Annotated in this window: 8 protein-coding genes; all 8 read left to right on the forward strand. The window is 60.7% G+C overall.

Annotated elements, in window-relative coordinates:
* Positions 1-1,359 (forward strand): TonB-dependent siderophore receptor (locus tag JNL55_RS34315; protein ID WP_293865493.1); only part of this gene is annotated, 1,359 nt, incomplete at its 5' end.
* Positions 1,360-1,403: 44 nt separating this feature from the next.
* Positions 1,404-3,755: a S9 family peptidase gene (locus tag JNL55_RS34320; RefSeq protein ID WP_293865496.1), complete on the forward strand. Its 2,352-nt coding sequence runs from the start codon at positions 1,404-1,406 to the stop codon at positions 3,753-3,755.
* A complete protein-coding gene (locus JNL55_RS34325) occupies positions 3,752-5,284 on the forward strand; it encodes an amidohydrolase family protein (RefSeq protein ID WP_293865498.1) in 1,533 nt (510 codons plus the stop codon). The genes JNL55_RS34320 and JNL55_RS34325 overlap by 4 nt, the downstream gene beginning before the upstream one ends.
* Positions 5,285-5,292: 8 nt before the next feature.
* Positions 5,293-7,320, forward strand: coding sequence for a S9 family peptidase (locus JNL55_RS34330; RefSeq protein WP_293865501.1), 2,028 nt, complete (start codon positions 5,293-5,295; stop codon positions 7,318-7,320).
* Positions 7,310-10,513 carry an amidohydrolase family protein gene (locus JNL55_RS34335; RefSeq protein ID WP_293865504.1) on the forward strand — a complete coding sequence of 1,068 codons (3,204 nt, stop codon included), beginning with the start codon at positions 7,310-7,312 and terminating at the stop codon, positions 10,511-10,513. The genes JNL55_RS34330 and JNL55_RS34335 overlap by 11 nt, the downstream gene beginning before the upstream one ends.
* Positions 10,514-10,523: 10 nt before the next feature.
* Positions 10,524-12,251, forward strand: coding sequence for a serine hydrolase domain-containing protein (locus tag JNL55_RS34340; protein WP_293865507.1), 1,728 nt, complete (start codon positions 10,524-10,526; stop codon positions 12,249-12,251).
* Between the two features lie 114 nt (positions 12,252-12,365).
* Complete coding sequence (locus JNL55_RS34345) at positions 12,366-12,947, forward strand: RNA polymerase sigma factor (protein WP_293865510.1); 582 nt, start codon at positions 12,366-12,368, stop codon at positions 12,945-12,947.
* A 2-nt stretch (positions 12,948-12,949) separates the two neighbouring features.
* Positions 12,950-13,795 (forward strand): FecR family protein (locus tag JNL55_RS34350; protein WP_293865513.1); only part of this gene is annotated, 846 nt, incomplete at its 3' end.

The raw sequence follows: 13,795 nt of genomic DNA on the forward strand, positions 1-13,795 counted from the left end.
TTCATGTATGGCATGCCGCGCTATGCGGACGGCAGCAGTCTCGGGTTGTCGCGGTCAACGTTTCTGAATCCGGCCTGGAATCGGCGTGACTATCAAGGTGTGACCACGCACATCGAGCTGGAGCAGGGTCTCGGTTCGGATTGGATCGCGCGGGTCACGGCGACGCGAGTGGATGCGCAGATGAAGTACAAGGAAGGCCATCTGATCTGGAGCAGTGTCGGCGCTGACGGTACGTCGTATCCAGAGGCTTATCTCGCGAAGTACGACGACGTGCAGTCGGGGGTCGAGGTGTTGCTGTCGGGTACGGTGAATCTGTTCGGTCGTAGCCACGATCTGCAGGTCGGCGCCAACTGGCAGAAGCACAACTACACCTGGGACGATCAGCCGCTCGACGTGGGTAACCAGCCGCTCGACCTGTTGAATTGGAACCCGTACGCGCTCGCCGAACCGCGTAACGATCAAACGCTGGATCGCTGGCTATCATTCAACGAACTGCGCCAGCGAGGTGTCTTTGCCCGCGCTCGCGTTCGACTCACCGATCGCTTGAGTTTGATCGGCGGCGGTCGAGTCAGCTGGTATGAAAGCGTCTACCGCGACGATCCGAACGTGGCGAAGCAGGACGGCGAGTTCACACCGTTCGGCGCGGCCGTTTTCGACTTGAATGATTCCTGGTCGGTGTATGCCAGCCATGCACGGATCTTCCAACCGCAAAGCAGCCTGCGCTCCTTCTCTGGAGCGGCGCTGCCGCCCAAGTTCGGTACCAATATCGAGGCGGGCATCAAAGGCGAGCTGATGGCGGGTAAGCTCAATATCTCGCTGGCGGCATTTCAAGTCGACGAAACCAATCGCGCGCAGATCGATCCAGTGAATCCTCCCACGGGTGGGCGCAGTTTTTACGTCGCCGTCGGCGAGGTGCGTAGCGAGGGTTTCGAGTTCGAGATCAACGGCACGCTCACGCCGCAGTGGTCGCTGTTCGGCGGCTACACTTACAACACCACGGAATATCGTCGCGACCGAAACTTCCAAGGGCTCGAATTCTCGACCCTCACGCCGCGCCACTTGGCGAAGCTCTGGTCGACCTTCCGCCCGCAGGCCCTCGACGGCAAACTGAGCCTGGCCGGTGGTGTCACGGCACAGAGTGAGCAGTACAACCGCCAGGGAGCATTGAAGATCGGCCAGGGAGGCTACGCCATCGTCGCGGCGCTGATCGGCTATCAGTTCAGCGACAAGGTGCAGGTCGCGCTCAATGCAGACAACCTGCTGGACAAGTACTACTACCAGAACCCCGGATATCTCGGAGGTGGCGCCTACTATGGCTCTCCTCGGAGCTTCGCTGTGACAGTGCGCGCCAAGTATTGATCGACTCGCGTTGACGCGCGTCTGGCGAATCACGGGGAGACATCTTGAAGCGGCGAGTTGCACCGAATGTCGGGTGTTGGGCGGGACTGTGGCTGTTGCTGGCATTGTCGTCAGCAACAGCGTCAGTTGAAGGTGACGAAGATCTGCGTCGTGCTTATGCGCGTGCCGAGGCGTTGTTGCCCTGGAATATTGGGGCAGAACTGTACGGCGTGGACATCCAGCCCAACTGGATCGGCACAACGGATCAGTTCTGGTATCGCCTGACGAACGTCGCGGGCAGCGAGTTCGTGCTCATCGATGCCGCACGCAATACTCGGCGTGCGGCCTTCGATCATGCGAGATTGGCGCAGAGCCTGTCACGGCTGGTGGCGAAACCATTCACGGCACAGCAGTTGCCGTTCACGTCCTTCGAATATCGCGAAGGTCTGCAACGCATTCGACTCTCCGTAGATGGACGCAGCGTGGAGTGCGACCTGATTGACTACGCGTGTGCGCAACGTAGCGCGCCGCAGGCATTGCTGCCTGGAGAAATGCAGTCGCCGGATGGCAATTGGGCGGCGTTCGTTCGGGAGCACGATCTCTATGTTCGCTCGCTGCGAGACGATCGACAGATTCGCCTGACCGAAGACGGTGCCGAACACTACGGCTACGGACAGTGGCCGGAGTCGCATCTGTTGTCGGTCACGGCGAAGTTGTCTGGGCAAACCCGGCCGGTGCGAGTGTTGTGGTCACCGGACTCGAAGAAGCTGGTGAGTTATCGGGTCGATGAGCGCGCGGTCGAGCCCATGCCATTCGTGCAATGGGTGCCGGAAGAAGGCTACGGTTCGCGTCCCAAAGTGCATTGGGCACGCGTGCCGCTACCTGCGGACGAACGAGTGACGACGGCGAGCTTGGTGATCTTCGAACTGCTCCCTGCAGCGGATGCACCGGTGCGTCGGATCGACGTCCAGGCAGAGCCGATTCCGGTGAACTACGACCTGGTCGGCAACGGTTCATGGTGGGGGCAGCTGTGGTGGGATGCGGCCAGCCGCCGGGTCTACCATGTTCGTGAAGAGCGAGGATTTCGTGACGTGAGCATTCATGTCACGGATGCGTCGACCGGTGTCTCGCGAGTATTACTACAAGAAACCGGTCCCACATACGTCGTGATCGACGCCCCGATGCTGCCGCGAGGCATGAGCGGTACGCGGCTGCATTGGTTGTCGTCGCGAAGCGGTTGGCAGCATCTGTATCGCTACGACCTGCAGACCGGGAAGTTGCTTTCGCAAGTGACTGATGGCGACTGGCACGTGCAACGCATCGAGCACGTTACGAGCGGCGAAGGTTGGGTGTACTTCACGGCCGGTGGCCGGGAGTCGAACCTCGATCCTTACTATCTTCAGTTGTATCGCGCGCGGCCCGATGGCTCGCGGATCGAGCGCCTGACGCCAGAAGATTCGTTTCATGAAGTTTCCTTCTCGCCGAGCGGGCGCTATTTCGTGGATCGTCATTCGCGAGCAGATTTGCCGCCGACGACAGTCCTGCGACGGGCGGATGGTCGGCTGGTGCGTGTGGTCGAGCAGGCCGACATCCGTGCCTTGATGAGCCGCGGCTGGCAGAAGCCGGAGCGCTTCAAGGCCAAGGGTCGCGATGGTGTTACAGACATCTACGGCACACTGTTCCGACCCTCGAATTTCGATGCCGGCAAACGCTATCCAGTGCTGGACGACATCTACGGCGGTCCGCAGGGGACTTACGCGGATCCGCGCTTCTCGGCCGGGTCGCCGCTGGCCGAGTTGGGATTCATCAACGTGCGAATCGACGGCATGGGCACGCCTGGCCGCTCGAAGGCGTTCCACGATGTTTCCTATGGCGAGGGCTTTGCCGAAGCGGGCGGCCTGGAAGATCACATCGCAGTGCTGCGACAACTGGCGACGCGCTACTCGTACATGGATCTGGATCGGGTAGGTATCTACGGTCATTCCGCTGGTGGCTATGCCTCCACGCGAGCACTGCTGGATCATCCGGAGTTCTACAAAGTCGGGGTGTCCAGCGCCGGCTCGCACGATCAGCGTTTGTATCTGATGGAATGGGGCGAACGTTTCATTGGCCGGCCGGCGTGGAATCCCGCGGCGTATCAGCTGCAAGCCAATAGCCAACATGTTCAAAAATTTCAGGGGAAGCTACTGCTGGCGCACGGTGCGCTCGATGACGACGTGCCGATCGTCAATACGATGCAGCTGGTCGATGCGCTGATTGCCGCCAACAAGGATGTCGATCTGTTGATCATCCCAGGCGTGAATCACGGTGGCATGGGGCGTCACCCGTATTTCATTCGGCGGCGCTGGGACTATTTCGTCCGGCACTTGATGCAGCGGCAACCTCCAGCAGGCTATGAAATCGGGGCGAAGCAATGAGAGTAAGAAGTATCGCGGCAAGTTGGGTCGGCGGCATGTTGTTGCTGGTGACAACTCTAGCCATGGCACAGCAGTGGCAGGATGCGACGGCTCGCAAGGCCGGGCAGGGTGATGGTCCGTTCCAGCGTTTGATTCTGCAGCAGGCCACTGTGGTCGGTGGCTCGGCGTCCGCTCCTGTGGATGTGGTGATCGAGAACAATCGGATCGTTGGCGTAACACGAGTGCAGCCCAAGCCAAGCGACCGAGTGATCGATGCGCGAGGCTTGTACGTCGTGCCGGGGCTCATAGATTCGCATGTGCGGATCATCGACGCAGGCTATGAGGCGTTGCCGCCGGACTACGCGTTGAAGCTGCTGCTGGCTCACGGCGTAACCACGATCGCTTCGATGCAGAACTTCGACAAGGTCGACTGGGCCTTGCGAATGCAGCAGCAATCGGCGGCGAACACCATCGTGGCGCCACGCATCCAAGTGTGGTCGGATGTTTCAGGCGAGTCGCCTGAGGAGATTCGCGCCAGCATTCGCAGTGCTCACCAGCGCGGTGTGTTCGGGATTGGTGAGGGTGGGGTCTACAAGGACGATGTCGAGGGCATGCGCGCTGCGTTGGACGAGGCGCGCAAACTCAAGATGCGCTCGCATTGGCATATGTATGGTGGCACTGCGGCCCAGTTCAATGCACTGGATGCAGCACGCGCCGGACTCGGCGGCATGGCGCATTGGTATTGCTTGCCCGAAGCGCTGCTCGAAGGGCGGGCATCGCCCCAGTATCCAGAAAGTAAGGGGCCACGAGACACCCGCTTGCGTTTCGCGCAAGCCGGCCGTCTTTGGAAGCAGGTCGCGCCACCTCACAGCGCGCTCTGGAACCAAGTGATGAATGAGTTCCTGGCGCGGGACTTCACTTTCGAGCCGACGTTCAGCGTGTACGAGGCGCACCGTGACTACATGGGTGTGAGTCGTGCGGACTGGCACGAGGCCTATCTGCATCCAGTGCTGGAGAAAACCTTCATCCCCGGCAAGACCGGCCGTTTCTCGCACCTCTACGACTGGACCAGTACGGACGAGGTCGAGTGGCGCAACAACTACCGGCTGTGGATGACGTTCATCAACGAATACAAGAATCGCGGCGGGCGCGTGGTGGCGGGCAGCGATCCGGGCTTCATGTGGGTGAACTTCGGCTTTGGCTTGATCCGTAATTTGGAGATGTTGCAGGAGGCCGGCTTCACGATTCAGCAAGCGTTGGACGCCGCCACCATCAAGAGTGCCGAGCATCTGGGCATGCAATCGCAGATCGGTTCGATCGAGGTGGGCAAGCTCGCCGACCTGGCGATTCTGGAGCGCGATCCGCGCGAGGATCTGAAAGCGTTCTACGCCACCGGCACGTTGCAGCTACAGCCGGATGGAACCACTCGTAGGACCGGTGGTGTGAAGTACACCATCAAAGACGGCGTCATCTACGACGCGAAGGCACTGCTCGCAGATGTGGCGAACATGGTCCGGGATGCGCGTGAAGCACAACGAGGTGTGCAGTGATCGGAGCTATGCAGAAATCGATGCGATGGGAAATCTTGAAGCGTGCCTGTGGTATCGCGCTGGCGTCCTGCTGTCTGGCTGCATCAGCCTCGGCTGCGAGCCGCGCGCTCAGTGTGGACGACCTTGGGCGCGAACAGGAGATCTACGGTCTCGCCGTTTCACCGGATGGCAAATGGATCGTCTACACGTTGGAAGCGATCGACCAGAAAACCCAGAAGACTGTCAACCAGGTATGGAAGGCGAGCTGCGACGGCCGCCAGCGCACACAACTTACGCAGGGACCGTTCGGCGCCGGCAGTGCGCGCTGGAGTCCCGATGGTCGTTATCTATCGTTCCTGTCTGCGCGCTTCGATGACGAAGCGGTTACTCAGGTGTGGGTGTTGGAGCGTGATGGCGGCGAAGCCCAGCAACTCACGCACGTGGCGGACGGAGTGTCGGCGTATGAGTGGTCGCCCGATTCGCAGCGACTGGCGTTGGTGATCACGCCGAAGAAACCCAAGCCGCACAAGGTGGATGGCAAGGAGGAGCCCGAGCCGATCGTGATCGATCGGTATCAGTTCAAGAGCGACCGAGGTCGCTATCACGATGCGCAGGACCGGCCCGGCCGCGTCCATCTATATGAGATCGCTTCCGGACAGCTGGCGGCTTTGACCACGACGGAGCAGTTTGCTGAATCCAATCCCGCCTGGTCTCCGGATGGCAAGAGCATCGCCTTTGTCAGCAACCGCGAGCCGAATTGGGATCGAACCAACAACACCGATGTTTGGGTGGCGTCGGCGCGACCGGGTTCGCAGCCGCGTCGTTTGACCAACTATCCCGGCGAGGATATGGGGCCGCTCGCGTGGAGTCCGGATGGCCGGATGATTGCTTATGTGCAGGGCCCGGAAGTCCAGCACATGCTGTATCACTTCAAGGAGGTGGCGTTGGTTCCGGCGCAGGGCGGCGAGCCAGTATTGCCAACTCGCGCATTGGACCGCGAAACCACCCAGCCGCGCTTCAGCGATGACGGGCGTTTCATCGACTTCGTCATCACTGACTCCCGAGCTCAGCATTTGGGCCGTGTCGCTGTGAAAGGCGGGGCTGTGCAGCGCTTGGTCGCCGGCGAGCGCGTCATCGGTTCCTTCGCTAGCACGCGTGGCTGCACTGCTGTGGTGGCTGCTACGAGCACGACTTTGCCGGATGTCTATCGACTGCACCAAGGTGAACTACAAGCGTTGACCGATCACAACGCGGCGTGGCTGGCAGGCATGCAGTTGGCTCAGGTCGAGCCCATCGAATTTCGCAGCCAGGACGGTGTGCAGATTCAAGGCTTGCTGACCAAGCCGCTGGGATACCGGGCAGGCATTCGATATCCGACCATTCTATGGATACACGGTGGACCCTACGCCCAAAACCGATACTCGATGGACTTCAACTCTCAGTTGTTTGCTATGCATGGCTACGCTGTCGTGCAGGTCAACTACCGCGGCAGTTCCGGGCGCGGCGCGCAGTTCGCGAAAGAGATCTCCGGGGATTGGGGCAACAAAGATCTGGACGATGTCATGGCGGGTATCGAGCACGTGATCGGGCTGGGAGTAGCGGACCCTGACAAGCTGGGCGTCGGCGGCTGGAGCCAGGGAGGCATCCTCACCAATTTCGTGATCGCGAAACATACGAAGTTCAAGGCGGCCATCTCCGGCGCGGGCATGGGTAACGCGCTGGCGATGTATGGTTCGGACGCATTTGTTTTGCAATACGACCATGAGCTGCAGCCGCCGTGGGTGCAGCCGGAGCGCTGGATGAAGCTGTCCTATCCGCTGCTCAACGCGCACCGGATCAAGACGCCGACCATGTATGTGGCCGGCAAGGATGATTTCACGGTGCCCGTCATCGGCGCGGAGCAGATGTATCAGGCATTGCAGAGCTTGCAGGTGCCTTCCCAGCTGGTGATCTATCCGGGAGAACGGCACAGCATTTCCCGGCGCAGTTTCCGGGTGGATCTGATGCAGCGCTATCTGGCTTGGTTCGACAGCTATCTCAAAGCCGATGCTACGTGAGCTGAGTTGTCGAGTCGTACTGCCGCTGCTTTGGGTCGCACTTGTCGGGCTGACGCAGGCTGACGCTGCGGCACCGGTGCAAATTTCATTCGAGACCCGCTCAGGCACGTGGGTGTCGGTGGATGTGTCCCCGGATGGGCGCACGCTGTTGTTCGATCTGCTCGGCGATGTCTATCGATTGAGCATTGACGGTGGGCGGGCCGAGCCTCTGATCACCGGTGAGGCATTCGATGCCTCGCCGGTCTTTGCTCCGGACGGACAATCGATTGCTTTCGTCAGTGACCGCGACGGTGCGGAGAATCTGTGGATCGCCGCTGCCAGCGGCCAGAATCTGCGTCAACTCAGTGCCGAGCGCGATAGCGTTTTCGTTTCTCCGCAGTGGTCCGCGGATGGCGAGTACATCTATGTGACTCGTTTCAATTCCCGCAGTCGTCTGGACTACGGCGTGCGCGGAGAACTATGGAGGTATCACCGCCTGGGTGGCGGCGCTCGTCTGGACGGCGAAATAGAGGGACGCAGCGATTCCATCTTAGGTGCATCGGCTTCCAGTGACGGCGCGCACTTGTTCTTCGCTGCCAATCGGTCCGCCGGCAGTGCATATGATATCTACCGTCGCGACTTGCGTACCGGCACATCCGTGCCGCTGATCAGCGGCATCGCCTACGTCAACGGCGTGTTTCAACCAGTGATCTCTCCCGACGGTTCGATGCTCGCGTACGCCGCCGATACCGGCCGCGGCACGCAGCTGCGACTGCGAGTCTTGGACAATGGCGAGGATCGAGAACTGGCCTTTCCAATCGAAACTGCGCTTGCGGCACAGTCACCGCCTTTTCAGGGCGTGCTGCCGAGGTACGCGTTCACTCCGGACTCACGGGCGATAGTCATCGCATACGCAGGCCAGTTGCGGCGTATCGATGTCAAAACAGCGACGGTGCAAGACATTGCTTTCTCAGCGACGCCGCGATTGACGGCTCAGCCGAGTCCCGCCGTGAGTCCTCGGGAGACATCCGGGCCGGTGCGCGCACGCGTCATTCAGGGAACACAGTTGTCACCGGATGGACGGCAGCTGGCCTTCAGTGCGTTTGGAAAGTTATATGTAACGAACTTGGCAGGCGGGCTGCCACGACGGCTCACTGGTACTGCGCTGGTGGCGGATGGAGACAGCGAGAATCAACCGACTTGGTCGGCGGATGGTCGCTGGATCACATATGCGAGCTGGTCCCGGAGTAACGGTGGTCATCTATGGCGAGTGCGCAGCGACGGCAAAGGCGGCCCGATACGTTTGACGCGGCAGGCCGGCTTCTATCGCAAGCCGGCTTACACGCCCGATGGACGATTCATTGTGGCGTTACGTTCGACCACCTACGAGCAGGTCAATCTAATCACGCGACGTGGCGGCGGTCCGCAGCGCCAGTTCGCCCAAGAACTAGTGCGCGTGCCGGTGGCCGGCGGTGCCAGCGAACTGTTGACTTACCTGCCGCCCAGCGTGGGTTCCGCCGATCATGGTCGATTGCATTTCCTCGACGGCGGCGATGCGGTGCTGGTGCATACGAGCAAAGGTTTGCTGAGCATTCCGCTGGAGGGAGGCGAGCCGCAGCCGCTGCTCGACGTGGTTGCATCCAGAGTATTAGAGGATCAACGCAGTGTGGACGATGCCCAGGTGAGTCCGGATGGCCGCTGGGCGTTGGTGCAATTGAACTTCCAATTGCACTTGCTGGCTTTGCCACCGGAGCGTCGCGGCGTGCGGATTGACCTCGATGCCCCGACTCTGCCGCACTGGCAGTTGACGGAAATCGGTGCGGACGAGTTCGGCTGGTCTGCGGATGGCGAGACCATCTTCTGGACGGTCGGGGCGAATTTCCATCGGCAGTCTCGGCGAGAAATCTTGCGGCGGCCGGTGTCCCTAGCTGTTTCGAGCGAGACGAAGGAGTCCATGAAATGTCTGGAGAACTCGCTCGACGCTCTGGAGATCGTGGTGGAAGTTGCTCGCGATGTGCCGAGTGCGCGGCTGGTGCTGCGAGGTGCGAGTGTCGTCACCATGCTCGATCGGCAGATCATCAAAGATGCGGATCTGCTCATCGAAGGGAATCGGATTGCGGCCCTCGGCCCTCGCGGTAGCGTCGCGCTGCCGGTGGGAACGAAGCTGTTGGATGTGACGGGTAAGACCATCATCCCCGGATTCATCGATACCCACGCGCATTACTGGAGCGTGGGCCGGCAAGTGATCGACTATGACAGTTGGGAGTATCGCGCCGCTCTGGCCTTCGGCATCACTACGTCGAACGATCCTCAGTCCTTCACGCCTGACATGTTTGTCTACCAGGATTTGCTGGATGCTGGCGTGATGCGCGGGCCCAGAGCCTATACCACTGGCCCGGGAATCTTCGGTTGGAACCATATTTCCTCCGAGCGGCAGGCGCGCTGCATCCTGCTGCGTTACCGGGACTATTACCGCACCCATAGCGTCAAGTCATACATGGTCGGAGGTCGAGCGCAGCGTCAGCACATGGCGCGAGCCGCCAATGCGCTCGGGATGCGGCTGATCTCAGAGAATTACGGTGTGCCGCGCTACGCGTTGACACAAGCGCTCGATGGCTTCGCCGCCAACGAACACGCTTCGGATGCGGTGGAGTACTACGACGACGTGGCGCAGCTGTATGCGCGGTTGGGTACCGGCTATTCCCCCACGACTTTGATCGGCGGGGCCGCGGGACTACCGGGCGTGAATTATTTTCTGTCGCGCACTGATTGGCTGGAGAACCGCAAGCTGCGGCGCTTCACTCCTGAGAGCGTGCTGCGCGAGCGGTTGCGCAATGTCACTTGGCTGCCAGAAGACAATTTCATCTTCAAGCGCTTGGGAGCCTCGGCTGCGAGAATTTCCCGCGCTGGTGGCACGTTGAGCATCGGCGGGCACAGCGAGGTGCAGGGGCTCGGCTATCACTGGGAATTGCAGGCCATCGCGATGGGTGGACTGGATGCCCATGCGGTGCTTCAAAGTGCCACTCGCGGTTCGGCCAAGGCGCTCGGTCGTGAGGCCGATGTCGGCACACTCGCGCCGGGCAAGCTCGCCGACCTGCTGATTTTGAACAGCGATCCGCTACAGAACCTGGCTAACACCGAGGCCATCGAGTGGGTGATGAAGAACGGCCGACTGTATGCGGGTGAAACGTTGGCCGAGTTCGCGCTTCCGTAATAGGACCAAGATGAAATTCTCCATTGCTTCCCGATTGGGCCACCTCGCTCTGGCCATTCATATGCTGGCAATTTTGGCGGTGCCTGCGGCAGCCTCCGCGCCGGTAGCGGCTGAACGTCTCGAGGCGAAAGTGGATGCGCTGTTCGCGAAATGGGACACGACCGTCTCGCCGGGCTGCGCGGTCGCCATCGCCAAGGACGGCAAGATCATCTACCAGCGTGGCTATGGCATGGCGGATCTCGAACACGGCGTGCCCAACAGTCCAACCACGATCTTTCATATCGCTTCGGTATCGAAGCAGTTTGCTGCCGCGTCGGTCGTGCTGTTGGCTCAGGACGGCAAGCTATCGCTCGACGACGAGGTGCGAAAGTATGTTCCCGAACTCGCCGATTTCGGTGCGCCAGTCACGATTCGCCAATTGATCCATCACACCAGCGGGCTGCGCGATCAATGGGACTTGCTCGATCTGGCCGGCTGGCGTTACTCACATGACCTGATCACCGACGACGATGTGATGCACTTGGTCACGCGCCAGCGACAACTCAACTTTGCACCGAACTCGAAGTACTCTTACTCCAACACCGGTTACACATTGCTCGCTCAGATCGTCCAACGCGTTAGCGGACAATCGTTCCGCGAGTTCACTACGGCACGCATCTTCGAGCCGCTAGGGATGCGCAACTCTCATTTTCGTGACGACTTCACCGAGATCGTGCCGAACATTGCCTATGGCTATCGCCGCGACGGCGATGTGTTCAAGACCAGCGTCACCAACTTCAACACCGTGGGCGCCACCAGTCTGCTCACCACAGTCCAGGATCTGCTGCGATGGGATGAGAATTTCTATCAGCCTGTAGTCGGCGGCGAAGCGCTGATCCGGCAGATGCAGCAGCAGGGCGTGCTGAACGACGGCAAACAGATCGAATACGCGTTCGGCCTGGAAGTGAGCAAGTACCGCGGTCTGCGTACCGTGCGTCACAGCGGTTCCGACGCTGGCTACCGTGCGCAGTTCCTGCGCTTTCCGGAGCAGCACTTCAGCGTCGTCTGTCTATGCAACGCAGCCGATGCCGGGCCGAGTGATCGCGCTGAGAGCATTGCCGACATCTATCTGGAGAAGGAACTGGTCGGCGCGAAGCCGCGAGCAGCAGCGACAGCGCTAACGATGCCAGCGGGTGTGCGTCTCACCAAAGCGCAGTCACAGCGAGTCGTCGGTAGCTATCTGAATCGCGACTACGGTGGCTGGTATCGAGTGTCACAGCAGGGTGACAAGCTGCAGATCACCAACCAGAATCGCAGCAGCGAGCTGGTGCCTTTGGGCGGCAATCGCTTTCTGATGGCCGGCAAGACGGCCAGTCTGGAACTGACATTCAGTGCTCCCAGCGACCGGCAAGCGTTCGATCGACTGACGGTCATGGCCCGGTTCGAAGAACCGACGCCACACCAGCGCGTTGACGAGTTCGCTCCAACGCCGGCGCAGCTGAGCGACTATGTCGGCAGCTATCGCAGTGACGAACTCGATGTGGCTTACCGCGTCGTCCTGGAGGGCGGGGCGTTGCAGCTGCAGGCCTCGAAGAAACCTGCGGACGGGTTGCAGGCAGTTACGAGGGACCTGTTCAGTGGCGAGATCGGCAGCATGCAGTTCAATCGCGATGCCGCCGGGCGCGTTGCCGGCTTCGACTTGACCTCCGGCCGGATCAAAGACGTGCGGTTCGTTCGTCAGAGTGCCGGGTCGCCCTGACAGGCATTTTCAGAAGACACGCGAAACCGCCGCTACCCCAACGGTTTCGCGAAAAATTTATTGTTGGCGCCCTGCATTGACCCGTCACCAGGCCGGTGGTGTATCGTCAAATGCATGGCCTTGCGCGTCACCCAACGAAATCCCACCAGACCCGGCGAGCGCCGAGGTGTGATCGACGCGCTGTATCGTAAATATAGCGAGGCCCTGCAGAAATTCCTGATGGGCCAGCGGGTCAGCCGCGAGGATGCGGCCGACATCGTGCAGGAGACCTACATTCGGGTCCAGCAATCCGAGCAGGTGGGCGAGCTGAAAAATCCCCGGGCCTTTCTGTTCCGGGTGGCCAAGAACGTTCGGCTCAATACCGCCCGGCATCGAGCCATTGCTCGGGAAGAGGTCGGGCGCGATCTGGAAGCGCTCGAGATCGAAGGCACCGAGCCAGGGCCGTATCGGGCATTCCAGAGTGCTCAGGAACTTGCCATCGTGCGCCGAGCGCTGGAGGAGTTGCCGGCGCGGTGTCGAGAGGCGTTCCTGATGAATCGCTTCGAGGACATGACCTTCCCGCAGATCGCCAAGGAACTGGGCGTGTCAGTGTCCATGATCGAGAAGCACGTCAGCCACGCGATCACTCATATGAGAGGGCGTCTCGAAGATGCTCGCTCGAACGCCGGGCGCGAGGCCCTCAAGGTGTCGAAGTAACTATGGAAGGTAACACTCACTCTTCGCAGAAATCGCTGGGCGCCGAAGCCGCCGAGTGGTACGCGCGCTTGCGAGCACAGGATCTTTCCGATATCGAAGCGGCCCGCTTTCGGAGCTGGCTGGCGGCCAATCCGGAGCGACGTCGAGAGTTCGAGGCCGTCGAACAATTCTGGGAGGGATTTAGCGAGCTTGAGCAGTCGCCCGAAGTCGTTCGAGGGCGTGCTGCGATCAAAGAACGCCGACGTAAAGCGAAGCGAGCGGTCGTGCAGAAGTTCGCGGCGGTAACGGCTGCCGTGCTCATGCTCGTCGGCGCCTCATACATTTATATAGGGCGTGAGTCGGCAACGCCGCTCGCCACCGCCATTGGCGAGCAGCGCACAGTGCCGCTATCCGACGGGTCGATCATCACGCTGAACACCAATTCGGAAGTGCGAGTCGACTACAGCAAGGCGCGTCGCAGTGTCGAACTGGTTCGAGGTCAAGCGAACTTCGAAGTCGCCAAGGATGCGGCCCGTCCGTTCATCGTGCGGGCCGGCGATAGCGAAGTTCGCGCTGTGGGCACGGTCTTCGATATTTACAAAACGCCGGACAAGGTGACGGTCACTCTGATCGAGGGCAAGGTCGCCGTGGGGACGGGGCGGGCCGAGGTGATGTTGGCCGCGGGCGAGCAGCTCTCGTATGGCGACGGGCAAGTCAAAGAGAAGCGCAGTCAGATCGACGTGCCTCGGGTGACCGCATGGCGAGCCCGCAAGCTCGACTTCCTCAACACGCCGTTGGCGGAGGCGGTCGCCGAGGCCAATCGATACTCCAACGATGAGATCGTTCTGCAAGCGCCAAGGCTACAAGCG

It is taken from the genome of Steroidobacter sp., assembly GCF_016790065.1.
Classification (GTDB): Bacteria; Pseudomonadota; Gammaproteobacteria; order Steroidobacterales; family Steroidobacteraceae; genus Steroidobacter.

Coding starts and splice junctions, on each gene's coding strand:
- JNL55_RS34345 (WP_293865510.1), top strand. CDS start 12,366: ATGGCCTTGCGCGTCACCCAACGAAATCCCACCAGACCCGGCGAGCGC.
- JNL55_RS34340 (WP_293865507.1), top strand. CDS start 10,524: ATGAAATTCTCCATTGCTTCCCGATTGGGCCACCTCGCTCTGGCCATT.
- JNL55_RS34325 (WP_293865498.1), top strand. CDS start 3,752: ATGAGAGTAAGAAGTATCGCGGCAAGTTGGGTCGGCGGCATGTTGTTG.
- JNL55_RS34335 (WP_293865504.1), top strand. CDS start 7,310: ATGCTACGTGAGCTGAGTTGTCGAGTCGTACTGCCGCTGCTTTGGGTC.
- JNL55_RS34330 (WP_293865501.1), top strand. CDS start 5,293: ATGCAGAAATCGATGCGATGGGAAATCTTGAAGCGTGCCTGTGGTATC.